8 protein-coding genes and 1 tRNA gene are annotated in these 26,851 nt (G+C 66.0%); 7 read left to right on the top strand and 2 right to left on the bottom strand.

The features are described 5' to 3' along the window. The first annotated feature begins 6 nt into the window (after nt 1-6). From AB0J47_RS06415 to AB0J47_RS06425, 3 genes are all read left to right on the top strand, one after another. Nucleotides 7-654, top strand: coding sequence for a septum formation initiator family protein (locus AB0J47_RS06415; RefSeq protein WP_364341185.1), 648 nt, complete (start codon nt 7-9; stop codon nt 652-654). After that, the gene (locus AB0J47_RS06420) at nt 651-1,181 is read left to right on the top strand and encodes a DUF501 domain-containing protein (protein WP_364341187.1); all 531 of its coding nucleotides are present in this window, start codon (nt 651-653) and stop codon (nt 1,179-1,181) included. Before AB0J47_RS06415 ends, AB0J47_RS06420 begins: the two co-directional genes overlap by 4 nt. A gap of 519 nt (nt 1,182-1,700) precedes the next feature. Then, complete coding sequence (locus tag AB0J47_RS06425; RefSeq protein ID WP_364341189.1) at nt 1,701-2,648, top strand: Ppx/GppA phosphatase family protein; 948 nt, start codon at nt 1,701-1,703, stop codon at nt 2,646-2,648. A gap of 115 nt (nt 2,649-2,763) precedes the next feature. On the opposite strand, the gene AB0J47_RS06430 is transcribed toward AB0J47_RS06425, so the two are convergent. Next, nucleotides 2,764-3,576, bottom strand: coding sequence for a neutral zinc metallopeptidase (locus tag AB0J47_RS06430; protein WP_364341191.1), 813 nt, complete (start codon nt 3,574-3,576; stop codon nt 2,764-2,766). Nucleotides 3,577-3,869: 293 nt separating this feature from the next. Here AB0J47_RS06430 and AB0J47_RS06435 point away from each other — a divergent pair, with 293 nt between their 5' ends. The 3 genes from AB0J47_RS06435 to AB0J47_RS06445 all read left to right on the top strand — a co-directional run bounded on the left by AB0J47_RS06435 (nt 3,870) and on the right by AB0J47_RS06445 (nt 7,304). Then, on the top strand, nt 3,870-5,336 hold the full coding sequence (locus AB0J47_RS06435) for an oligopeptide:H+ symporter (protein ID WP_364341193.1): 1,467 nt from the start codon (nt 3,870-3,872) through the stop codon (nt 5,334-5,336). Nucleotides 5,337-5,608: 272 nt separating this feature from the next. Further along, a complete protein-coding gene (locus tag AB0J47_RS06440) occupies nt 5,609-7,123 on the top strand; it encodes an amino acid permease (protein WP_364341195.1) in 1,515 nt (504 codons plus the stop codon). 107 nt (nt 7,124-7,230) lie between these two features. After that, nucleotides 7,231-7,304: transfer RNA gene (locus AB0J47_RS06445), tRNA-Leu, on the top strand. Nucleotides 7,305-7,545: 241 nt separating this feature from the next. Here the strand turns inward: AB0J47_RS06445 and AB0J47_RS06450 are convergent. Further along, nucleotides 7,546-7,785 carry a hypothetical protein gene (locus AB0J47_RS06450; protein WP_364341197.1) on the bottom strand — a complete coding sequence of 80 codons (240 nt, stop codon included), beginning with the start codon at nt 7,783-7,785 and terminating at the stop codon, nt 7,546-7,548. A gap of 850 nt (nt 7,786-8,635) precedes the next feature. On the opposite strand from AB0J47_RS06450, the gene AB0J47_RS06455 reads away from it, so the two are divergent. Continuing rightward, on the top strand, nt 8,636-26,851 hold the full coding sequence (locus AB0J47_RS06455) for an amino acid adenylation domain-containing protein (RefSeq protein WP_364341199.1): 18,216 nt from the start codon (nt 8,636-8,638) through the stop codon (nt 26,849-26,851).

Consider the following 26,851-nt stretch of genomic DNA (forward strand, 5'->3'; position numbering starts at 1 on the left):
AGCGGTATGACAGAGCGACGTGCGCGTGGATCCAGTCCGGCCGGACGTGGGAACCGCCGCACGTCGCGTTCTGCCAGATCGCGCCCGGCCGCCGAATCGCCGGCGGCCGCACCGAAGCGCACGACCCGCAGACGGTCCGAAGCCGCCGAGAAGGCCAAGCCGCAAAAGATAGGTCTGCGCTCCGGTAGGCACGAGGACAAGCACGATCGCACCATCCTCGGGCTATCCACCGGTAAAGCGGTCATCCTGGCCATCGTCGTGTGCGCACTCGCGCTGACTTTGGCCGTACCACTACGCACCTATTTCACCCAGCGCGCCGAGGCCGCGCACTTGGCGCAGGAGCGCATCGAACTCGAGGCCGATCTCGCCAAGCTGCGGGATCGCCGTGCGCAGCAACAGGATCCGGCCTATGTGCGCTCCGAGGCCAGGGACCGGTTGCGGCTGGTGATGCCGGGTGAGACGCCCTATATCGTCCAGGTGCCCGGTATCGAAGCGCCCGCGCCGCCCCCCGCACCGACCCAGTCGAAAGCGCCCGAGCCCTGGTACACCGAACTCTGGCGCAGTATTTCGCAACCGCAGCAGGCCCCCGCGCCCGCAGGGCTTCAGCACGCGCCGCCCGCCGCGCCGCAGCCAGCACCGGAAGGACCCAGGTGACCGCACCGAACGACCGCGATCTCGAGATCATCGCCAAGCAGCTGGGACGCGAACCGCGCGGCGTACTCGCCGTCGCCTACCGCACTCCGGACGGGCTGCCCGCGGTGGTCAAGACCGCGCCGCGGCTGCCCGATGGCACCCCGTTCCCGACCCTCTACTACCTGACCGATCCGCGCCTCACCGCCGAGGCGAGCAGGCAGGAATCCGCGGGCGTCATGCGGGAAATGACCGAACGCCTCGCCACCGACCCCGAATTGGCCGCCGCCTACCGCGCCGCCCACGAGAGTTACCTGGCCGAGCGCAATGAAATCGAATCCCTCGGCACCGATTTCACCGGCGGCGGCATGCCCGAACGAGTGAAATGCCTGCACGTCCTGATCGCCCACTCCCTCGCCAAGGGCCCGGGTGTCAACCCCTTCGGCGACGAAGCAGTAGCCATGGCGGCCGACAGCGGTCTGCGCGGCACCGCGGTCCCGGCCGACTGGCCGAAATACGAGCCACCTCACGCTCCGACCAACGGGCAATGACATGAGCGCGGCGCTTGAATTGACCACGGGCGCTGGGGCGAACATGCGTGCTGTGATCAGTGCGAATGGCGGGGCGTGTGCGGGTGCCGCAGTGGGTGTGGATGGTGCGCTGGGCGTGGGTGCCGCGGCGGTCGTGGGCACTGTGGTGAGCGTGGGTGCCGCGACCTCTGTGGGTATCGCGCCGCTTGTGGGTGCCGCGCCGCTTGTGGGTGCTGTGACCCGTGGGGGTGTCGCGCTGGGCGTGGATGCTGCAGCGGGCGTGGGCGCCGCTGTGGTGCGCGTGGATGTCGCGAGGCGTGGGGTGTCGCGAGGCGTGGGGTGTCGCGCTGGGCGTGGGTGCTGCAATGAGCACGGGTGCCGCGACATATGCGGGTGCTGTGACGTCTGCGGGTGCCGCGGTGAGCGTCCGCGATGCGCTGAGCGTGGGTGCTGCGGCGGGCGGCGTAGGCGCTGGGATGACTGGGCGCGCGGTGAGCGCGAGTGGGAAATGAACCGGTGCTGATATGAGCGGAGCTGAGCATGAGTAATCGGGTAGCGGCAGTCGATTGCGGGACGAATTCGATTCGACTATTGATCGCCGAGGTGCTCGGCGATGGGCGGTTGGTGGATGTGCATCGGGAGATGCGCATTGTGCGGCTGGGGCAGGGGGTGGATGCGACCGGGGCGCTTGCGTCGGAGGCGATCGAGCGCACCAGGGTCGCGCTCGCCGATTATGTCGCGCTGATGCGGGAGGCGGGGGTGAGTCGGGTGCGGATGGTCGCGACCTCCGCGACTCGCGATGCCGCCAACCGCGAGGACTTCTTCGCCATGGCCCGTGCCGAACTCGGCACCGTGGTGGCGGGTGCGGAGGCCGAGGTGATCACCGGTGACGAGGAGGCACGGCTGTCCTTCGCCGGTGCGGTCGGCGAATTGGCCAGCGAGGCAGGGCCCTTCGTTGTCGTCGATCTCGGCGGCGGCTCCACCGAACTCGTCGTCGGCGACAGCGATGGTGTGCGTGCCGCATTCTCCGCCGATATCGGCTGCGTACGCATTACCGAGCGGTGCCTGCCGGGCAATCCACCGACCGCCGAACAGGTTGCCGCCGCACGGGAATTCGCCACCGAGCGACTGGCGGAGGCATTCGCGAAGGTGCCGGTCGAAGGCGCGCACACCTGGGTCGGCGTAGCGGGCACCATGACCACTATCGCCGCCGTCGCCCTCGATCTGCCCGAATACGATTCGGAGCGTGTCCATCTCACCAGCCTCACCTTGGACCAAGTGCGCGAGGTCTGCGATCGCCTGATCGGCATGAACCACGACGAGCGCGCCGCCCTCGGCCCCATGCATCCCGGCCGTGTCGACGTGATCGGCGGCGGCGCCGTCATCACCGAGGTGCTCGCTTACGAACTGTCCCGCCGCGCCGACATTTCCGCCCTCACCGTCAGCGAACACGACATCCTCGACGGCATAGCCCTGTCCATCGCCTGACGCTCTATCGCGGCCGTCGCGCGACATATCCACTTCACGACGACCGTGAGCTGCTACGACGAGATCACGACCTGGTACCCCGCCCGGCCGCTTGCCGTCCGTCGCCCCTGCGCGGTCATTCCACCTTGTCGAGCGCGGCCGCCCAGGTGTTGCACGATGATGTCGAGGCGCTGCGGTAACCCGATTCGACCCAGCGCCGACTGTTCACCCCGGTGCCGTGGGTCGGATCCTCTTCGGTATCGGATTGGATATCGATCAGATCCGCGGCCTCTGCCGGGGGCAATATGCCGCCTGCCTGCGCTGCCGCCAGCATCACGCCCGCCAGGCACTGGGCTTGGAGTTCGATGCGTCGGCTGAGTTCCAATCCGAGCGGTGACTTCTCGCCCGCGGTACCGATATCTCGATCGGCGGTGCGCAGGATGCCGGTAGAGGACTGTAGGTGGTGGCCGTATTCGTGCATCACGACGAACATCAGGTACTGCCCGAGTTGCGAACCCCACCCCCGATGGATGGGGTCGTCGGTCGGCCAGTACACAGTGCCGCCGCAATAGAACGCCGGATCGGTGGACTGAACCTGTTTCGAGCATCCGGTCGTCACGTTGTCGACCACCACGAGTTGCAGCGGCGCGAGGGTCATACCCGCCGCGCGCAGCGCCGGATCCCAGGCCTTCGTCAGGCAGTCCAGTTCGGTCTGGACGAATTGCCGCTGACCCTCCGCGCTCATCTCGATCGGTGGCAGCTGACACCGCAGCGGAGACAAGCGCAACTCCGCGTGCAGGGTGTTGGCCGTCAGTGGCGGTTCCTGCGGTGCACCCTCAACGGGCTCGGCATCCACCGCGGATACCGACGCGCATCCGGAGCCGAGCACCGACACCAGCGCGCCGATCACGGCGAGCAGCAGCGCCGCACGGGCGCTCGAGCGCTTCATCAGGTTCCCCCGTCCAGCCAACAAACGAGGTTTCCCCGTCCAGCGAGGCGAACTTTACCGGCAGATTCTCCGGTTTTCTCGTCGAGTGCTGTGCGTCACCGATCGCGGCCGACGAATATTCGACATTGCCTGTAATTCGCTGAAAGAGCGCACTGGACGGGTACCTCCAAGGTGGAGGACCGGTTGGCGGATTGCTCCGGCGGCGACTCGCATGTCTGGACATATCGGCTGTGAGCAGGGAATTCCTGGTTCAGGATGCCGGAAAATTCCCGCCCATATGGGAGGGTCTGAGCATGTCCGACGCAGCAATGGCGGAGCAACCGGTTCGGGAGCGAAACCTATTCGGTCACCCCATCGGGTTGACCAATCTCTTCGGAGTCGAACTCTGGGAGCGCTTCTCGTTCTACGGAATGCTCACCATCCTCGGGTACTACCTGTACTACTCGACGACCGAGGGCGGACTGGGTTTATCGCAGAGCACCGGTGTCGGGATCGTCGGCGCGTACGGCGGGCTGGTGTATCTGTCCACGGTGCTCGGCGGGTGGATCGCCGATCGATTGATCGGTATGGAACGCACCGTCTTCTATGGCGGCGTTGTGGTCGTGGCCGGGCATATCGCGCTGGCGGTTCTGCCCGGAGTGAGCGGTGTCGGAGTCGGCCTGGTGCTGGTCGCGCTCGGCAGCGGCGGACTGAAGGCCAATGCCTCCTCGCTGCTCGGCACCCTCTACCGGCCGGGTGATCCGCGCTTGGACGGCGGCTTCACGCTGTTCTATCTGGGCATCAACCTCGGTGCGTTCGTCGGCCCGCTGCTCACCGGTCTGCTGCAACGGCATTGGGGCTTTCACTACGGCTTCGGTGCGGCCGCGGTGGGCATGGCGTTGGGGCTGACGCAGTACGTGGTGTTCCGGCGCAACCTCGGCACTGCGGGCAGGCATGTGCCCAATCCGTTGCCGCGCAACGCCGTCGGACCGATACTGGGCATCGTGGCCGGGGCGGCCATCGTGGTCGCGCTGGCATTGATCACCGGCCTGGTGAACTTGGACAACCTGTCCGAGGTCACCACCGTCGTCATCATCGGGGCCGCGCTCGCCTACTTCGTACTCATGCTGACCAGCGCAAAGGTAACGTCGGTCGAGCGCAGCCGGGTTCGTGCTTTCATACCGCTGTTCATCGCGAATGCGGTTTTCTGGTCGCTGTTCCAGCAGATCTTCACAGTCCTCGCGGTGTATTCCGATGAACGGTTGCGGTGGACCATCTTCGGCTGGACCGCACCGTCGAACTGGATCGGCGCGGCGGAGCCGGTGTGGATCATCTGCCTGTCGCCGCTGTTCGCGCTCATGTGGACCAAGCTGGGCAATCGTGCCCCGAGTACACCGCGCAAATTCGCCCTCGGCGTCATCGGCATGGGGCTGGCGTTCTGGTTGTTCGTGCTGTTCTCGGGGAGCAGTGGCAAATCGGTGCCAGCGCTGGCCGTGCTGCTCATCATGGGCGCATTCGCGGTCTCCGAGCTGCTGCTTTCCCCGATCGGTCTCTCGGTCACCACGCAGTTGGCGCCCGAGGCGTTCCGTGCCCAGATGATGGCGCTGTACTTCTTCTCCATTGGCATCGGAACCTCGATGTCCGGTACTTTGGCTCGGTTCTATGACGCGGACCACGAATTCGCGTACTTCGGAATCACCGGAGCAGTGGCGATCTGTGCCGGTCTGATCGTCGTCGCACTCACACCATGGGTGCGCCGACATATGGCCGGTGTGCACTAGGGAGAATCGACACAGCGGCGTGAGCGACGGGTATGGAGGCGGCAGCTTGTGTAACCCCGGAGGGCCCCGGGAGCGCCGCAATTGAATACAGCGGCGTGAGCGACGGGTATGGAGGCGGCAGCTTGTGTAACCGCGGAGGGCCCCGGGAGCGCCGCAATTGAATACAGCGGCGTGAGCGACGGGTATGGAGGCGGCAGCTTGCGTTACCCCGGAGGGCCCGGGGAGCGCCGCAATCGAATACAGAACCCGTCGACGACAGCAAGGAGACAGTGTTGGCGACCCCAGGAACTCGATGGGGCGGTCTGTTCCGTACCAAATCGGTCGAGCAGTCCATCCGGGACACCGACGAACCCGACTCGAAACTGCGCAAGGATCTGACCGCCTGGGACCTCACCATCTTCGGTGTCGCCGTGGTCGTCGGGGCAGGCATCTTCACGCTCACCGCACGCACCGCGGGCAATGTCGCCGGACCTTCGGTTTCCCTGGCCTTCGTCTTCGCCGCCATCGCCTGTGGGTTGACCGCGCTGTGCTACGCCGAATTCGCCTCGACGGTTCCAGTGGCGGGCAGCGCGTACACGTTCTCCTACGCCACCTTCGGCGAGCTCGTCGCATGGATCATCGGCTGGGATCTGATCCTGGAGTTCGCGCTCGCGGTGTCGGTTGTCGCCAAGGGATGGTCGCAGTACCTCGGTGAGGTGATGGGATCGCATTCGCCGATCGCGCATCTGGGGCCGATCGACTTCGACTGGGGTGCGGTATTTCTTATCGCGGTTTTGGGTGTGCTGCTGGCGGTCGGCACCAAGGTGTCCTCGCGGGTTTCGGCGGTGGCCGTCGCCATCAAGTTGAGCGTTATCGCGGTGGTTCTCGTCGTCGGCGCCACCTACTTCGACAAGTCGAACCTGACGCCCTACATCCCGTCGTCGCAGTCCGGTGCGGAAGGAGAGGGGCTGCACCAGTCGCTGTTCTCCTACTTCACCGGCGCCGGACACAGCACGTTCGGCTGGTACGGTCTGCTCGCCGCGGCCAGTCTGGTGTTCTTCGCGTTTATCGGCTTCGATGTCGTCGCGACGACGGCGGAGGAGACGAAGAATCCGCAACGCTCGTTGCCGCGCGGCATCCTCGGCTCGCTGGTCATCGTCACCATTCTCTATGTCGCGGTATCCCTGATCCTCACCGGGATGGTGCCCTACACCGCACTATCGGGCGACAAAGCAACGCTCGCGACGGCTTTCGCGCAACACGGCGCCACCTGGACCAAAAACATCATCTCCATCGGCGCGCTCGCCGGACTCACCACGGTCGTCATGGTGCTGTTCCTCGGACAGACCCGCGTGCTGTTCGCCATGTCGCGCGACGGACTGATGCCGCGTCAGCTCGCGCGCACCGGCAAGAACGGCACTCCGGTTCGGTTGACCATCGTGGTCGGTGTGGTCTGCTCCGTGCTCGCCGGTTTCGTGGACTTCGGCACCCTCGAGGAGATGGTCAATATCGGCACGCTCTTCGCCTTCGTCCTGGTCGCCATCGGCGTTCTCATCCTGCGCCGCACCCGACCCGAGCTTCCGCGCGGCTTCCGCGTGCCCTTGGTCCCGCTCATCCCCATCCTCGCCGTACTCGCCTGCCTCTGGTTGATGCTGAACCTGTCGGTCGAAACCTGGCTGCGCTTCCTCGTCTGGATGGTCATCGGCCTGATCGTCTACTTCGCCTACAGCCGCCGCCATTCCGTCCTCGCCAACGGACCTGGCGCGAACTCCTCCGACAGCACCGCACCGGTGGTCGCCCACGACTAGATGATCTGACTGTGCGATGGCGGCATTACTCTGGCCACCACCGGGGATGCGCTAGCCTGCAGAACGGAATTCCGGTACGGCAGTACGAGTCGGTACGCTGACCGGGCGCCCCTATAGCCCAATTGGCAGAGGCAGCAGACTTAAAATCTGCAAAGTGTCGGTTCGAGTCCGACTGGGGGCACGTGTCAGATCCACACTGGGCGCGACCGGCGGCTTCGCCGTTGCTGCTGTCGGGTTCGCCGGTGGCTGTCGACAGAGATGCGCTGACCGCTGCGATTTCGTGGGAGTAATCGGCAGGGAGAACGGCCTGCAGTTGCCTCGTTCGCGTCGTATAACCGTTCCATCCCGCTGGCTCCGTAGTCCCGGCACCGCTGGCGTCCCGGGCACTCCTGGTCGGAGCATCCGGGACGCCGAACATGCTGTCAGCGGTTCGCCAGGTCCAGCGGACGCGCCAGGTCTACTCGACGGGCGGCATTGGAGAGGGCGGTTACTACGCAAGTGCCGAGTTGGCCCGTGCGATCGTAGAGGACAGCCGAGCAGGCCGCTATGCCGTCGGCGGTTTCGAGTTCCAAGATGCTGGTCTGCAGAGTGTGGTGCTGGGATTCGAGTCGTGCCGCGGTCTCGCAGGCAGCCGGGCGAAAAGGGCCCGTCCAGGCCGGCATCCGGACTCGATGGTGCCGTAAGGCCAAGCCGCCGCTCTTGCAGTTCGTCCTCGTATATTGCTCGCCCGATAACGTCTTTTTGTCCAGATCGGCGTTCAGGGCATCAACCGCGCGAAATAAGAGTTGCAGTTAGCTATTCCCGGTGCGGACCGTTTTCGGCTCCTCTCAATCGGCACGATGGTTTCGCAGCGTAAATTCAGCGGCTCCTGAAGTCTTGACTTACCGCAGTGTTCAGCGGCGGCATTAGGGGCGGTTCCGAACCAGATGTCGTTAACTGTCAGCTTTCTTGTGGTGGAGGGTTTGTTCCAACGGTTCAGAGGCCTGATTCTCCGCAGGATTCGAGCTCTGCCTGGTGCTGGAGTACTCGAAGCAGGTCACGCAGTTGTTCGGGAGTCTTGAAGCCGGTCGCGCAGGTTGGACTATGGGTAGCCTAACCTGACTGACCTGCCGCGAATGTTAGCCAATCCATTGCTGTTCAACGCTCTGAACTGCAACTTCGTGCTCGAATGGCCTGTCAGATAACGTTATCGCTGTCTCAACAGAGTGGCACGTGTCTGCGGTATATTTGCCGTAGGGTGCCGAATGGCGCCCCGCTCCTTGTGAATTTGGCCCCTGGTCCCTGGGCCATGCACGACGGGCGACCGGACGATGGATGGATGGCTGAGACGTCCAACCGACGAGAACGCCGCGTAAGCGTCGGCGAGATCGTGTGCCGATCGCCTTGACGGTGCCTTCCTGAGCATGCGACCCGGTTGACGTCGCTATGTTGCAAATTCCACCACACTGATATCGGCAACTTTGCAGCAATAGAACTGATTTCCTGAAATGAGTGATATCAGCGGAGGTCGAGATGGACCAGTTCAAGAGCGGTATCAATAGCAATCCGGATCAGTCGAAAGTGCTGCAAAACGGCTCATTCCACTTTCCCGGCACAAATTCGGGAAACGGTTCCGCCGCGCGCTCCGACGGTAATGGATCCGCGCGACTGTCATCATTCGACATTCTTCCACTGACTGCGGCTCAGCGGGGAATCTGGTTTGCCCAGCACCTCGCGGAATCATCGCCGATATCTGTAGCCCAATTCGTCGAGATCGTAGGCGAGTTGGACGCGGAATTGCTTGCCGAGGCATGCAGAACCGCTGGTCGCGAGTTCGGATCCGGACACGTCCGCCTGATCGAGGTCGACGGAGAGCCAGGTCAGTTCGTCGACGAGGAACGCGGAGCTCAGGTGTCGATCATGGACTTGCGTCGGCACGCCGATCCGGTTGCGACTGCGCACGAAATCATGGTTCAGGATTATTCCGCCCCCCTGGACCTGCTGAACGACGACCTCATGACGAGCATCGTGTTCCAGGTCGGCGAGGACCATTTCCTGTGGTACCAGCGTGCACACCACATCGCACTCGATGGTTTTGCCGCGGTAACGATGCTGCACCGGATAACCGAGTTGTACAACGCTCGGGTGAGGTCCGAGGAAGCGCCGCCGTGCGCGGCGCAGGACCTGGGGGTCGTCGTCGAGCAGGATCTGGCGTACCGGGGTTCGGCACGTTTCGAAAACGATCGCAGATACTGGCTCGAGCACCTGGCAGGCGCGCCTGCCGTCGTCAGCCTGGCCGGTCGCGTAGGCAAGCCCACCATTCATCCGGCGCTGGTCAGCACAGAGTTGCCGGACGCCACCGCGCATCTACTGCGGAGCCAGCACGGCCAGAGCGTGACTCCGACCATCGTCGCGGCGTTCGCCGCTTATCTAGCGCGGATGACCGGGAGCGATGAAGTATTGCTGAGCCTGCCGGTTTCGGGTCGGCACTCTGCCGTGCTGCGCCGTTCCGGGGGGATGGTGGCGAATGTGGTCCCGCTGCGAGTTCGGGTCGCCGGCCGCAGCGTCGGTGAATTGATCTCCGCTGTGCAAAGCGAGTTGACCAGTGCTCTTCGGCGGCAGCGCTATCGCCAAGAGGACATATTCCACGATATGGGGATTGCGCGCGACGAGGCGCCATCCTTCGGGCCGGCCGTGAACCTCATGATGATCGAGAACGAGATTGTGCTCGGCAACACGACAGGCCGCCTGCACGTCCTCACCTCAGGACCTACCGCCGACCTCTTCGTCAATATCTACCCGGGCGCCGGCAGAGACAGTACACATATCGACTTCCAGGGAAATCCGAATGCATACACCCCTGAGGAGCTCGCGGGCCACCACCGGCGGTTCCGCATGTTTCTGCACGAGTTCCTCGCAGGGGGACAGGGATCTCCGGTCAGCCGAGTGCCGCTGCTCGAAGTTCAGGAACGGTCTGCCCTGCTGCCTGTGCGGGGGCCCGGCGGGGTCGAAACACAGCTGCTTCCAGAGATTCTGACCGAGAGCGCGAGCCGCAATCGTAGTGCGTGCGCGATCGCCTCGGCCGGGCAGACGATGACATATGGCGAGCTGGACACCAGGTCCTCGCAGCTGGCCAGGGATCTGATAGATCTGGGCTGCGGCCCGGACACGGCGGTGGCGATCATGCTGCGACGTTCGGTCGAATTGGTCGTGGCGACGTGGGCGGTCGCGAAATGCGGTGCGGCATTTGTCCAGTTGTCCCCCGAGTACCCGGCGAAGCGGATAGCACATATCGTCGCCGACAGCGGTGCGGCTGTGGCGATTACGGTCGACGCCCTGCGCGGGCGGCTCCCGCTGGCGATGCGCCATGTGGTGCTCGACGACCGTGCGCCCCTGGGCGAATGCGACGCCGCGAGCGCGCCGATTTCCGACGATGACCGTATCCGCCCACTACGGCCGTCCAACATCGCCTATATCACCTATACCTCGGGATCCACCGGAGCCCCGAAAGGCGTCCAGGTTACGCACGCCGGCCTCGCGAATCTGGTTGCCGACCGCGCCGCCACGTACGGCATCGACGCCACCTCACGCGTGTCATACGCCCTCTCGCCCAGTTTCGACGCCTCCCTGGAACAGTTTCTGACCTGCTTCGCGATCGGATCCACGCTGGTGATCGTGCCGCCGGAGGTGAGCGGCGGTGAGCCGCTCACGCAACTGTTGGCCGACGAGCACGTGACCCACCTGACGCTGACGCCCATGATGCTGGCAACTGTGGACCCGCGTCGGACGACGGATTTGCGGGTAGTCGTGGTCGGTGGCGATGTATGTCCACCGCACGTCATCGAGCGGTGGACGACACCGTCGGTGTCCATCTACAACGAATACGGTCCTACCGAAACCACCGTGACCGCCGTCGGCTCCATGCTGAGACCCGGCCGCGCCCATACGGTCGGTGGCCCCATCCGCGGCGTCTCGGCGATGGTGCTGGACCGAACGCTCCAACCGGTGCCAAAGGGCACCGCGGGCGAGTTGTATCTCGCCGGACCGGGATTGGCCCGTGGATACAGCCATCTGTGCGTCGAAACCGCCGCCAGGTTCGTCGCCGATCCGTACGGCGGCACCGGCGAGCGGATGTACCGCACCGGCGATATCGCGCGCTGGACCGGCGATAATGCCGAGCCGACGCTGGAATTGATGGGGCGCAGCGACTTCCAGGTCAAGATCCGTGGCTACCGGATCGAGCCGGGGGAAATCGACGCCGCGCTCACCACACATGAGGACGTGGATCGGTCCGTCACTGTGCCGGTGCTGAACAACATCGGCACGACGGTGCTGGCGTCCTATGTCGTCCCGGTCAGCGGTCGTCGGATCGATCCGCTCGAACTTCAGCGCTTCGCCCGCGCTTCGCTGCCGCCGCATATGGTCCCGGCGGTGATCCTCTCGTTGGACAGCCTGCCGGTCAATGCCTTCGGCAAGCTCGATCGCAGCGCTTTGCCGAGGCCCGAATTCGGGACCGCAGCGGTCGGGCGTGGACCAGCGACCGCCCGGGAAAAGACGGTCGCACGGCTGTTCACCGAGGTGCTCGGCGTGCCTCGAGTCGGGGCGGACGACAGCTTTTTCGCCCTCGGTGGCGACAGCATTCTGTCGATCCGGCTGGTGGCGCGCGCCAAGGCCGAGGGCCTGAGTTTCTCCACACAGGATGTCTTCGTGCACAAGACCGTCGCGGGCCTGGCAGCAACGGCGACGGAAGCCGGCGATAGCCCCGAGCTGGCCGAGTTGCCCGGCGGTGGTGTAGGGCCGATGCCGTTGTCGCCGATCATGCACGCGATGCTTCATCGGGGTCGTTACGACCGATTCGCGCAGGCCGCGCTCGTTCAGCTTCCCGAGGGCGTCGATCGAGCGGGCCTGGTGCGCGCAGTGGGATCCCTGCTGGACCGCCACGATATGTTGCGGGCGGTACTGCGCGGCGATTCGGCTAGTCGGTACGTCGAGGTGCTCGATCGGGAAGCGGTCGATCCGGACGCCGCGCTCGTCGATGTTCGGGTCGATCGACGTGACGCCGCCGAAATCGGTCGGCACTTGCAGAAGGCCGCGGATCGATTGGCCCCGGGCAACGGTGTGCTGTTTCAGGCCGTCTGGATTCAGGATCGCAACGGCTCGGGCCCCGACCTGATGTGGCTGGTGATCCACCATCTCGCCGTCGACGCGGTGTCGTGGCGCATCATCCTGGCCGACCTCGCGCAGGCCTGGTCGCAGGTTCGCGACGGCGGCGAACCGCATTTCGGCCCGGCCACCACCTCGTTCCGGCGGTGGATGCACGGTTTGGTCGAGCAAGCGCCGGGCCGGCGGTCGGCGGAGCTCGACCTGTGGAAAGGCCTACTCGAGCAAGGCGATCAGCTACTCGGATCGCGCCGTCTGGTCCCGGATCGTGACGTCGGGGCCACGGCGGGCCGGGTGCGTCAGCGCATCCCGGCAGCGGTTGCCGAAGCGGTTCTCACCACCATTCCGGACCGCTTCCACTGCAGTGCCAACGATCCGCTGCTGGCGGCGCTGATACTGGCACTGGGTGAGTGGCGGCGCCGGCGCGGTACGGCGGTGGCCGCAGAGTTGATCTCGCTGGAGGGACATGGCCGCGAGGAGCGGGCCGTACCCGGCGCCGATCTCAGTGCCACCGTCGGCTGGTTCACCACTCGGTTCCCGGTCCGGATCGAATGGGAGAACATCGACATCGATGATGCGCTCGCGGGCGGCTCGAGTGCGGGACTGGCGATAAAGCAGGTGAAAGAACAGCTGCGCGCGGTGCCCGACAACGGCATCGGCTATCAAATGCTGCGCTATCTCGATTCGCAGGGGAGCGCCGAGCTCGCAGACCTGCCCGAACCTCAGATCAGTTTCAACTACCTCGGCCGGGTGAGCGTCGGTGAACACTCGGTGCCCTGGGCACCCACCACCGAATTCACCGCACTGACCGCGACGAGCGATCCGGGGATGGCGTTGTCCGCCGTGCTCGATATCAATGCGATCGCCGAGGAGGGGCTCGACGGGCTCGAACTCAACGCGACCTGGGAGTTCGCCTCACAAGTGTTGGGAGGTGCGGAGGTCGACGAACTCGCCGGGCTGTGGGCTCTAGCCCTGGGGGCGCTTGCCGATCACGTCCGATCCGACACCACACCCGGCTTCACCCCATCCGACTTCCCGCTCACCGCGGTATCACAGGACGATGTCGACCACTGGCTGCGGGAATACCCGTCGATGACCGATGTGTGGCCACTCACCGCCCTGCAGTCCGGGCTGCTGTTCCACGCGATCTACGACCGGGACGTCGACGACGGCTACACCGTGCAGGCGGCGCTGACGTTTGCCGGGCAGGTGGATGCGCAGCGGATGCGGCGGGCCGCGCAGGTGCTCATCGACCGGCACGACAGCCTGCGGACCGCGTTCGTCGAAAGTGCCGATGGGCCACGTCAGATCGTGTTGCGCGACGTCGGGGTCGATTGGGGCGAGTCGAGTATCACCGACATCAGCGATGTCGGGCAGCAGGCAGAAGCACTTCGGCGACGCGCGACGGCGGCTGCGGCGCCGTTCGACCCGGCCTGCCCGCCGCTGATGCGTTTCCACCTCGTGCGCACCGGCGTCGATATGTTCCAGTTGCTGGTCACCAACCACCATCTCGTGCTGGATGGCTGGTCGATGCCCCTGCTGATCCACGAATTGCTCGCGCTGTACATATCCGATGGCGATACGGCCGAGCTCGCGCCCCCTCGTTCGTACCGAGAGTATCTGCGGTGGCTACAGATTCAGGATCGCGACGCCGCAACCGCCGCGTGGCGGGAGATGCTCGCCGGAATCGACAGTCCGACCCGGGTCACGGGCGGGCCGGATCGGACCGTCACCGCGCACGCCGGTGAAGTCGGTCTGCACCTCGACGCCGCGACCACCGCCGCGATTCTCGATTTGGGCCGCTCGCACGGCGTCACTGCCAATACGGCCTTGCAGGTGGCGTGGGCATTGCTGGTGGCCACCCTGACCGGACGGTCGGACGTGGTGTTCGGCAATACCGTGTCGCACCGCCCGGCGCAGATTCCGGATGTCGAGCGCATGGTCGGGCTCCTCGTCAACACGCTGCCCGTCCGCGTCCGGCTCCAACCCGACGAAACCGTCGGCGACCTGCTCGTCCGCGTGCAGTCCGAGCAGGCCGCGATGCTGGATCACCAGCACATCGGCTTGGCGGAGCTGCAACGGGCCACCGGTAATGCCGATATGTTCGATACCGCTACGGTGCTCGAGTCCTACCCGCTCGACCGGGAACTGTTGGCACGCAATCTCTCCGACGCCGGATTGCGGCTCGTCGAGATCGACACACACGATGCCACGCCGTATCCGCTGAGTTTGCAAGTGACCCCGCCGCAGTCGAGTCGTGCCGGACGACCGGATGCTGCCGACGAGCCCGGCACCTACACGGTGACGCTGAAATTCGCCACCGACCGATTCGATTCCGACGCTGCTCGCACGCTGCTCGAGCGCTTCGAGTTGCTGCTCACCCAGATCGTCAGCGATCCCGCCCGGAAGGTCGCCGCGGTCTCCTCCTGCTGGGATTCAGAACGCGCGGAACTGCTTTCGGTCGGCAGCGCGGAGCCGACCGCGCAGCTCGTGCTACGCGACATCCTGTCGGGGACCGCCCGGAGGTATCCGGATGCTGTGGCCGTTCGGTGCGGTGACACCAGGTGGACCTATCGTGAGCTGGAGCATCGCGCCGACGGGTTCGCTCGCCTGCTGGCCGGCCGTGGTGCTCGCGCCGAGTCGATCGTCGCACTGGCCGTTCCCCGTTCGGCCGAACTGGTCGTCGCGATCTGGGCGGTGGCGAAAACGGGTGCCGCCTTCCTGCCGTTGGATCCCGGCAATCCCGCCGCGCGCATCGAGGAGTTGGTGTCCGACTCGGGGACGAGTCTGGGCGTGACGACCAGCGCTGTGGCACCGCGGCTTCCGGACACTGTCGAATGGTTGATTCTGGACGCTTCGGCTTCGGATGCTTATGAGGATCTACCTCATCCGACGGGTGTCCCGGCCGGGGCCGACAGGCTGTCGGCCGACAACGCGGCATACGTGATCTACACCTCCGGATCGACCGGCAAACCGAAGGCGGTCCACCTCAGCCATCGAGGTCTGGCCGACCTCGTCGCGGCGCAAGTCGACGCCTTCGGTGTGGGTATGGATTCGATGGTGTTGCAGGTCGCGTCGCCAGGATTCGACGCGTGCATGTCGGAGTTGCTGTTGGCGCATGGCAGTGGCGCGTGCCTCGTGGTGGCGCCACCGGAGGTGTACGCGGGGTCCGACCTCGAGGAATTGCTTCGGTCGCAGCAGGTTTCGCACGCGATCATCACCCCATCCGTGCTGAATACGATGGATCCGTCCCGGACACCGTCGTTGACATCGCTCGCGGTCGTCGGCGAAGCGACCGGGCCGGACACCGTGCACCGGTGGGGCGCTGGGCGACGGCTGATGAATCATTACGGACCGACCGAGTGCACGATTTGGGCGACGGGGTCGGATGCCCTCGTACCCGGCGAGCCGGTGACGATCGGTGGACCGATCCGAGGCGCGTCCGCGATGGTTCTCGACTCGTGGCTGCGACCGGTGCCGGTCGGTGTCGCGGGCGAACTCTATATCGGTGGGCCCGGACTTGCCCGCGGGTACGTCGATCGACCGGGTGTGACCGCGTCGCGCTTCGTCGCGGATCCGCGATCCACCCGCGGCGAGCGGATCTACCACACCGGCGATTCCGTGCGCTGGGTGCGCGGACGCGCCGGGCTGGCACTGGAATACCTGGGCCGTTGCGATCAGCAGGTCAAGATTCACGGCCTGCGGATCGAGCCGGGGGAAATCGATGCCCACCTGGCCCGGCACCCGGACGTGGCGAGCGTCGCTACGGTTGCGGTGGAAGGGCCTGCCGGCGAACCGGTTCTGATGTCCTATGTCGTCTCCGCGCCGGGCGCTGTAGTAGATGTGGCGGCACTCGGCGACGATCTCGCGGGCAGGCTACCTCGTTATATGAATCCCGCGGCGATCGTGCGGCTCGACCAGATGCCGCGCACGCCAACCGGAAAGATCGATCGGAAAGCGTTGCAGCAGTGCGCCTTCGATTCCGACGCCGCAGGCGGCAGACCACCGTCGACGCATACCGAGCAGGTCGTGGCGAAACTCTTCGCCGATGTGCTCCATCTCGACACTGTGTCCGCCGATAGCAACTTCTTCGCGCTCGGCGGGGACAGCATCGTCTCGATGCGGCTGGTGGCTATGGCGAGATCCGCCGGGCTCACGCTCACGCCGCGAGATGTATTCGAAGGCAAGACAGTTGCCGCCCTCGCCGCAATGGCGGACGGCGATGCGGCTGCGGTGACAATCGAGGCACCCCCTCGACTCCCGGCGGCGGATCGTGCCTCGGGTTCTCCGCTCGTCGCGCTCACACAACCCGACATCGATCGGCTCGAGCGGCAGTTCCGCGGCCTGTCCGACGTGTGGCCGTTGTCGCCCACACAATCCGGGATGCACTTCCACTCGACGTTCGACCCGGATACCGGGGACAACTACACCGTCCAGACGATGATCGGATTTTCCGGCGCGGTCGACAGTGAGCGCCTGCGACGTGCCGCTCAGGCGGTGGTCGACCGGCACGATATCCTGCGGGCCGCCTTTGTCGAGACCGCGGCGGGGCCGTGCCAGATCGTGCTGGACCATGCCGAAATCCCGTTCCGGGAGATCGATCTCGCCGGTGGTGGCGATGCGGAATCCGCCGCCGATCCGGGATCCATTGCCGCAGCGGACGCGGCGGCGGGATTCGACCTGTCGGCTCCTCCGCTACTGCGCTTGACGCTGATCCGGCTCGATGCGGGGTCCTTCCGGCTGTTGGTCACGAATCACCATGTGATCCTGGATGGCTGGTCGATGCCGCTGCTGATGCGAGAACTGCTCGACTACTACGGATCTCCCGCACATATCGGCTCCGCTGGACCTGCTCCCTCCTACCGCGACTATTTGTCCTGGCTGGGTCGGCAGGACAGCGCAGCATCCAAAGCGGCATGGGCGCAAGCCTTTTCGAATGTCGACGCACCCACCCGGGTGTCCCGCGACGCCGGCGCGGCGGGCTCGGTATCCGCCGCCGAGGTCGGGGCCGACTTGACGGCGGATCGTTTCGGAGAACTTCGTCGAGTGGCGGCGGAGGCGGCCGTCACCATAAATACGGCCGTCGCCGCGGCCTGGGCCCTGAATCTGCGGGTACTGACCGGTGAGACCGATGTGATCTTCGGCTCCTCCGTTTCGGGCCGGCCCCCGGAGTTGCCGCTGGTCGATCAGACGCTCGGCATGTTTCTGAATACGATTCCCGTGCGAGTCCCGCTCGATCCCACAATGACGGTACGCGAGTTGCTGATCGGCATTCAGGCGCGGCACGCCCGCATGCTGGATCATCACCATATCGGCCTACCCGAGATTCACCGCAGCGTCGGTCTGCCCGAACTCTTCGACACCGCCATCACCTTCCAGTCGTTTCCGGTCGACCGGACGGCACTGCAGCAACTCGTCGATTCGGCTGGCCTGCGAGTGGACGAACTCAGCGGTGTGGACGCAACGCCGTACCCGCTGAGCCTGGTCGTGGAACCGAAGCAGTCCGAGCACGGCGAGGCGCAGGGACTTCGGATCACCCTCCGATTCCACGACCGTGAGTTCGATACCGCGTCGGCGCGCCGCATCCTCGACCGCTTCGTCGAGTTGCTGTGTCGGATCGCCGCGAATGCCGATATGCGGCTGGGCGAGCTGCCGCTCGCCGAGGAGCCGGGGCCGACGTGGCCGGTTTCGGGTGCGCAGGTCGCGATCCCGGACACATTGGACCGGATACTCGCCGCTTCCGCCGCCGCCGAACCCGAAGCGATCGCCGTGCGGTGCGCCACGGCCACCATGACCTACCGGCAGCTCGACGAGCGATCCGCACGTCTGGCTCGGGTCCTGCTGCGGCACGGCGCCCGCGCCGGACAGGTCGTCGCCTCCGTGCTTCCGCGATCCCTGGCAGCGACGGTCACCCTGTGGGCCGTCGCGAAGACCGGTGCCGCATTCCTGCCGATCGATCCGACCTTGCCGTCGGAACGGATCGAATTTCTGCTTTCGGATTCGAAAACCGTGCTCGCGCTGACCGATACGTCCGCGGGGAAGCATCTTCCCGACGGCGTCGACTGGCTGATCCTCGACGAGGAGCACACGCGCGGCGCGGTGGACTCGGTTCCCGCCGTGCCGATCACCGATGCCGAACGCGGCGGACCGATTCGGCGGGATCAGATCGCGTACGTGAGCTACACCTCCGGGTCGACCGGTACGCCCAAGGGTGTACTCGTCAGCCATCGCGGCCTGGTCGATATGGTCGCAGCGCAGCGACGAATACTCGGCGTCGACCTGATGTCGGTAGTACTGCAGGTCGCCTCGCCCAGCTTCGATGCCTCGGTGTTCGAATTGTTGATGGCGCACGGCTCGGGCGGCCGGCTGGTCGTATCGCCCGCCGATGTCTACGCCGGCCCCGAGCTGGCGGATCTGATCGGGCGCGAACGTATTTCGCATGCCGTAGTGACCCCCTCGGCGCTGGCGACAGTCCCGTGCGACGGTCTCGACGGGCTGCGCGTGCTGGCGACAGCCGGCGAGCCGGTCGGGCCGGAACTGGTCGATCGGTGGGCGCCGTATCGCACCATGGTCAATCTTTACGGGCCGAGCGAAAGCACTATCTGGGCTACCGCGGGCGATGCACTCGTGCCCGGTGCCGCGATCACGATCGGCAGGCCGGTCGGCGCCGTCGCGGCCGTGGTCCTGGATACCTGGTTGCGGCCCGTGCCACACGGCGTCGCGGGCGAGTTGTACCTGTTCGGCACCGGTCTGGCCGATGGGTACGTCGCCAAGATGGCGTTGACCGCGGCGCGGTTCGTCGCATGCCCGTTCGGGGGGCCGGGGCAGCGCATGTACCGCACCGGTGACGTGGTGCGCCGCAGCGCCGATGGCGAGATGGAGTTCTTGGGGCGCAATGATTTTCAGGTGAAGGTGCACGGCACCAGGGTCGAGCTGGGGGAGATCGACGCGGTGCTGGGTGCGCGTGCGGATGTGACATATGCGGTCACTGTGGCGCGCCGCGATGGCGGGCGACCGGTGCTGCTGGTGTCCTATGTCGTTCCTGCGGCCGGGGCCGAGGTATCGGGCGAGGAGTTGCGTGCGGCACTGGCCGAGGCGTTGCCCCGGTACATGGTGCCGTCCGCGGTGCTGGTGCTGGATGAGGTGCCGCTGACCGCCAACGGGAAACTGGATCGCGAGCGATTGCCCGAGCCGATTGCCGTCGCGCGAGAATTCCGGGCGCCCTCGCCGGGGATAGAGGAAATGATCGCGCGAACATTCGAGCAGGTGCTCGATGTGGACCGGGTGGGAGTCGACGACGACTTCTTCGCGCTGGGCGGCGATTCGCTGAGTGCCTCGCTGCTGGTGGCGCGCATAGGTGCGGCCCTGGACAGGCGAGTGCCGGTGCGGTCGGTATTCGAGGCGCCGACCGTCGGCGGATTGGCCGCGCTCGCAGGAGCACTCAACGGTGGAGGCCGGTTGCCCCTGCTGGCGGGAGTGCGTCCCGACCCGGTACCGCTGTCGCTCGCGCAGCAGCGGATGTGGTTCCTGAACCGGTTCGAGCCGGACTCTGCGGCATACAACATTCCGGTGATGCTGCGGTTGTCGGGACGGCTGAATACCGAAGCGCTGGCGGCCGCGCTCGCGGATGTGGTCGCACGTCACGAAGTTTTGCGGACGATATATCCGGAAACCTCCGGTGAGCCGCGACAGGTCGTTCTCGACGAGCCCGCGGTGCTGGTGGAGCCGGTGCGAGTGCCTGCGGATTCGGTCCCGGATGTGGTGGGTGAGTTCGTGCGGCGCGGATTCGATGTGACCGCCCGAGTGCCGATGCGAGTGGGATTGTTCGAACTGGGTGCCGAAAGCGACAGTGCCACAGCAGAATTCCTACTGGTGCTGGTGGTCCATCACATCGCCGGCGATGGTCAGTCGATGGGGCCACTGGCCCGTGACGTGATGGTGGCGTATACCGCGCGACTGGCCGGGCACGCGCCGGAATGGGAACCACTCGCCGTGCAGTACGCGGATTTCGCGTGGTGGCAACGGCAGATGCTGGGGGCCGCAGACGATCCGGCGTCGTTGATGTCCGCGCAACTGGAGTTCTGGCGCTCGACGCTCGCGGGCGCACCGGACCGGCTGGAACTACCCGCCGACCGACCACGCCCGGCGATCGCATCGCTGTCGGGCGGCCGGGTACCGGTGGAGATCGGTGCGCGGCTGCACGAGCGGCTGCTCGCGCTGGCACGGTCGCGGGGGTCGTCGCTGTTCATGGTGATGCATGCGGCGCTGGCAACGGTATTGGGGCGGCTCAGTGGCAGCGATGACGTAGTGATCGGCACCCCGGTCGCCGGGCGGGGCGAGCCTGGCCTGGACGAACTGGTGGGAATGTTCGTGAACACGCTGCCATTGCGGACCCGGGTGGACACGCGCGAGCCGTTCGCCGAGTTACTGATGCGCACCCGGGAGACGGACCTGTTGGCGTTCGAGCACGCGGACGTGCCGTTCGAGCGGGTCGTGGAGGAGTTGAAGCCGGAGCGATCGGCGGCACGGCATCCGTTGTTCCAGGTGGCCTTGGCGTTCCAGAACGTGTCGACGGTCGATGTGGCGCTGCCCGACGTCCGGGTTGCACGGGCGGATGTGGATACCGGGGCGACCCAGTTCGACCTCCAATTGGTGCTGTCCGATTCGTCCAATGCCGGTGTGGCGCAAGGTATCTCGGGGATGATGAGCTATGCTCGGGACCTGTTCGACGAGGCGACCGCGGCGGGAATTGTCCGACGGCTGATGCGGGTACTGGAAGCCGTCGCCGGCGATCCGGCCGTAGTGGTCGGCGACATCGACTGGCTGGAAGCCGACGAGCGCTCGGCGCTCACCTCGCGGGTGGGGGAACACACGGTGGCGGCGCTGGAGCCGTCCGGATTGCTGCCGGAGGTGTTCGCCTCGGCCGTCCGGGACAACGGCGACGGTATCGCCATTGTCTCGGGGGATGCCACGTTGTCGTATGCACAGCTGGACGAACGATCGAGCCGGCTGGCGAGGATGCTGATCCGCAGCGGCGCCGGGCCGGAGAGTGCGGTGCTGGTGGCGGCAGCGCGGTCGATGGACTCCGTCGTCGCATGGTGGGCGGTGGTGAAGTCAGGTGCGGCATATGTGCCGGTGGACCCGAGCTATCCCGCGGGCCGGATCGAGCAGATGGTGGCGGATTCGGGTGCGACGCTGGGCCTCACGGTGTCCTCGGCGCGTGCCGAGATGCCCGATTCGGTGGACTGGATCGTGCTCGACGACGCGGCCATCGCCGCGCAGATCGACGAGTTGGCCAGCGGCCCGGTCGGCGATGACGAGCGGCTGCGACCACTGCGGACCTCGAACGTTGCCTACGTGGTCTTCACCTCCGGATCCACCGGGGTGCCGAAGGGCGTCGCCGTCACACATTCCGGCATCGCCGACTTCGTCTCGGCGCTACGCGCCGATCGCGAGCTCCGACACACATCCAGGGTGTTGCATTTCGCGTCGCCGTCGTTCGACGCCGCCCTGCTGGAGATCCTGATGGCGGTCAGCCGTGCCGGTGCGCTGGTCGTGGTGCCGACGCAGATCTACGGCGGCGCTGAGTTGACCGAACTCCTGCGCGCGCAGCGGGTTACCCACGCCTTCATGACCCCTGCCGCGCTCGCGTCGGTGGTTCCGGCCGGGCTGGACGACTTGCGGGTGGTGCTGTCCGGGGGTGACAAGGTCCCGGCGGATCTGGTGAATCGGTGGGCGGGCACCGACATCGCCGGCGCACGGAAGTTCCGGGAGCTGTACGGGCCGACCGAGGCCACGGTGGTTGCCACGGCGACGGGTGAGCTGCGACCCGGTGACCGGCCGACGATCGGTGCCCCGCTGCAAGGCATGCAGGCGCTGGTCTTGGATGCCCGGCTGCGGCCGGTGCCGGTGGGAGTGGCTGGAGAGTTGTATCTGGCGGGGTCGGCGCTGGCGCGCGGGTACCTCGACAAGGCGGCAACGAGTGCGCAGCGCTTCGTGGCGCACCCGTTCGGGGAACCTGGACGCCGCATGTATCGCACGGGTGATGTGGTGCGCTGGAATACCGATGGTGCTCTGGAGTTCCTGGGGCGCAACGATTTCCAGGTGAAAATCCGTGGTTACCGGGTCGAGCTGGGCGAGGTCGACGCGGTGCTGAGCGCGCGTCCGGAGGTGGCATACGCGGTCACGTTGCCGTGGCATGCGGGCACGGGTCCGGTGATGTTGGTTTCCTATGCGGTACCCGAAACCGGGGCGAGTCTGTCGGGCGAGCAGTTGCGGGCGGCGTTGGCCGAGGTGCTGCCGTCGTATCTGGTGCCCGCCGCGGTGATGATCCTCGATGCGATCCCCTTGTCGCCGAATGGAAAACTCGACCGCGCGGCCCTACCCGCACCCGTCGTCCAGGCCAAGCGATTCCGGGCCCCGGCTTCACCGGTGGAGGAAATAGTGGCCGGCGTATTCGCCGACGTCCTCGGCATCGGCGGTCCGGTAGGCGCCGACGACGACTTCTTCGAACTCGGTGGCAACAGCCTGGTGGCCACCCGGGTAGCCGCGCGGATCGGTGCCGCGCTCGACGCGACCATCCCGGCGTCGATGATTTTCGAGGCGCCCACGGTCGCGAGGTTGGCCGCGCGCGCCGAATCGCAGGCCGATACCGGTCGGGTGGCGCTGACCGCACAGCCACGGCCACAGCGAATTCCGCTGTCGTACGCACAGCAGCGAATGTGGTTCCTGAACCGGCTCGAGCCCGGCTCGGCCGCCTACAGCATTCCGATCGTGCTACGGCTGTCCGGACAGCTGAATCTCGACGCGCTGCGCGCGGCCATCGAGGATGTGCTGAACCGGCACGAGGTACTGCGGACCGTATACCCGTATGCCGATGGCGAGCCGTCGCAGGTTGTCCTGCCCGCCGCCGAGTCGATGGCGCCGATGACCGTGACCTCGGTCGCGGAACCGGAACTGGCCGAGTCGTTGTCGGCGTTCGTCTCGACGGTATTCGATGTGACGGTCGAGGCGCCGGTGCGGGTGCGGTTGTTCGAGCTCGGGCCGCAGGAGCGGGTCTTGGCCGTGGTGGCGCACCACATTTGCTGCGACGGGTCGTCGCTGGGTCCGCTGGCACGGGACATGATGACCGCGTACGAGGCACGCCTGATCGGGGAGACACCGTGCTGGCCGTCGCTGTCGGTGCAGTACGCCGACTACGCGATCTGGCAGCGGACGGTGCTGGGGACCGAAGACGATCCGGAATCGCTGCTACGCGCCCAGATCGACTACTGGACAAACGAATTGGCGGAACTCCCAGCTTTGCTGGAGCTGCCGACCGACCGACCGCGACCGGCCATGCAGACTTATGCGGGCGCGAGCGTGCCGATAACGGTCGGTGCCGATCTGCACGCGGGATTGCAGCAGGTCGCGCGAGCACACAACACGACGCTGTTCATGGTCTTCCACGCCGCGCTGGCGGCCACGCTGGCCCGGCTGGCCGATACCGACGATATAGCGATCGGCACTCCGTATGCGGGACGCGGCGAGCCCGAACTCGACGATCTGGTCGGGATGTTCGTCAACACCTTGGTGTTACGGACCCGGTTGACCCCGGGGATGACGTTCACCCAGCTGCTCGAGCATGTGCGCGAGACCGATCTCGCCGCGTTCGGGCACGCCGATATTCCATTCGAGCGGCTGGTGCAGGAGCTGAACCCGGTGCGCTCGCGCGCCCACCATCCAGTCTTCCAAGTGATGCTGGCATTCCAGAACCTCGCCAGGGCGCAGTTCGAACTTCCGGGGCTCTCGGCGTCGGCCGCGTCGGCCGACAGCGACACCGCACTGTTCGATCTGCAGATCACGGTGTCGGATTCCTACGACTCCACCGGTGCCCCCGCCGGCATCAGCGGCGGGGTGACCTACGCGAGCGACCTCTTCGACCCGACGACAGTGACCACGATCGTCGATCGCCTGCTGCGATTGCTCGGCGCACTGGTGACCGATCCGGCACAGCCGGTGCACGAGGTGGATCTGCTCGGCGCCGATGAACGGGAAGCCGTTCTGACGCAGTGGAATTCGACCGATCGCAGGCTCCCTTCCGGTGAGACGCTCGCCTCGGTCTTCGCTCACTCCGTGGTGGCGTATGCGGACCGGACCGCGGTGACGTTCGGCGAACAGTCGCTGACCTATGCGGAATTCGCGTCTCGCGTATACCGGTTGGCGCGGTGGATGATCTCCCGCGGAGTGGGTCCGGAGTCGTTGGTGGCGCTGCGCATGCGGCGTTCACTGGACCAGATCACCGCCATGTACGCGGTGCACGCCGCAGGCGGTGGGTACGTGCCGGTCGATCCGGACCTTCCGGCCGACCGCGTCGCGTACATGCTGTCGATCGCCGCGCCGGTGCTGGAGCTGTCGTCCCTCGATGGGCTGGAGCTGTCCGGCTTCGATGACGCGCCGGTCACCGACGCCGATCGGCTCGCATCACTGCGACCGCACAACATCGCATACTTGCTCTTCACTTCCGGGTCGACCGGGCGACCGAAAGGTGTTGCGGTATTGCATTATTCGGTGGTGAACCAGTTGCGGTGGGTCAACGAGACCTACGCCCTGATGCCGAATGATGTGGTGCTGCAGAAGTCCCCGGCCACGTTCGACATGTCGGTGTGGGAGTTGTTCGCGACACTGGCGATGGGGGCGCGGCTGGTGATCGCGCGAGCCGACGGGCACACCGACCCGGCCTATCTCGCCGAAACCATTGCCACCCAGCGGGTCACGATCGCCGCGTTCGTGCCGTCGATGCTGGCGGTCTTCGCGGACGCGGTGCCTGCCCAGTCGCTGGAGTCGGTGCGGACGTTCCTGGTGGGCGGTGAGGCATTCGGCCCCGAGGTGGCGGCGGCGGTGCGGCGGATAGTGCCCGGGGTCGAGTTGCACAACCTGTACGGGCCGACCGAGTTCACCGTGTGCGCGACCGCGCATCGGGTGACCGAAGCCGACAGTGGGAACATGCCGATGGGCACACCGGTATGGAACGCGCGGGCATACGTACTCGACAACCGGTTACATCCGGTACCACCCGGTGTCGCTGGGGAGCTGTACTTGGCGGGCAACCAGCTCGCGCGCGGCTATCAGTCCCGTCCGGGTCTCACCGCGGAACGGTTCGTGCCTGATCCGTACGGTGACGGCCAGCGCCTGTACCGCACCGGTGACTTGGTGCGCTGGCGCAACAGCGGCGAATTGGAATACCTGGGCCGCACCGATTTCCAGGTGAAGTTGCGCGGCCTGCGTATCGAACTCGGTGAAATCGAGGCGGTACTCGCCGAGCACCCGAGCGTCGCCCGGGCGATCGCCGTGATGCGCTCCAGCGGTGCGGTTGACCACCTCGTCGGCTACCTGGTGCCCGCCGCGGGCGCCACGGTCGACACCGCGGCGGTCTCGGCGCACGCGGCATCTGAACTACCCGACTACATGGTGCCCACCACGGTGATGGTGCTCGACACGGTGCCCCTCACCGCGTCGGGCAAGCTGGACCGCACGCGGCTACCGGAGCCGGTGCTCGCGGTAGCGGAGTTCAGGGAGCCCTCGTCCTGGCTGGAAGGGGAGGTCGCACAGGTCTTCGGGGCGGTACTCGGTGTGGATCGGGTGGGCGCCGATGACGACTTCTACACATTGGGTGGTAATTCGCTGAAGTCGGTGCAAGTGGTGAGCGAGTTGCGCAAAAAACTCGACTACGAGGTTCCGATCAGCTGGATGCTGTCGGATCCGTGCCCGGCCGATCTGGCGAAGCGGATCGAATCCGGAATGCACTCCGGACCCGTCGTCGACCGATCCGTCGGCTTCGATGTGCTGCTGCCGATCCGGACCGCCGGGGAGCGACCACCACTGTTCTGTATCCACCCGGCCGTGGGCCTGTCGTGGTGTTATCGCACACTCGACCGGTATCTCTGCGACGGTCGACCGATCTACGGAATTCAGGCGCCACAAGTCGGCGGCGAGGTACCCGGTCCGACGTCGATCGAAGAAATGGCCGAACGCTACTTCGACGAGATTCGCGCGGTTCAGCCACACGGTCCCTATCACCTACTCGGCTGGTCGCTGGGTGGTGCGATCGCCCATGCCATTGCTGTCGAGATGCGCGCCGCCGGTGAACAGGTCGCGCTACTGGCACTGTTGGACGCCGAGGTGGGCGGTGTCGACGAGTCGACGCTCTCCGCCGTCACGGCCGGAGAACTGATCAGCAATCTCGGTCCGGTCATGGGCGTCGATTTCGTGAGTCCCGATGCGACCGCCGAGGAGGCCGCCGATCTGATCGAACGGCACCTGGGAGGCAACCTCGGTGTCGACGCCGCAAGGATCGAGCGCCTGACCGACGCCTACAACCTGGCGATCCGGGCGGCCAGTCGGTGGCGGCCTGCGGTCTTGGACAGCGACATGCTCTACTTCACCGCGACACGTGAAAGGCGATCCGACGCCGCGGGTCCCGAGGGATGGGCGCAGGTGGTCCGCGGGCAGATTTCGATTTTCGACATCGACGCGACCCACCTCGCGATGACCGAACCGGGTGCGATTGCCCAGATCGCCCGGATTCTCAACGCACGACTGGATCGATGA

It is taken from the genome of Nocardia sp. NPDC049737, assembly GCF_040674755.1.
In the GTDB taxonomy this organism is placed as follows: domain Bacteria; phylum Actinomycetota; class Actinomycetes; order Mycobacteriales; family Mycobacteriaceae; genus Nocardia.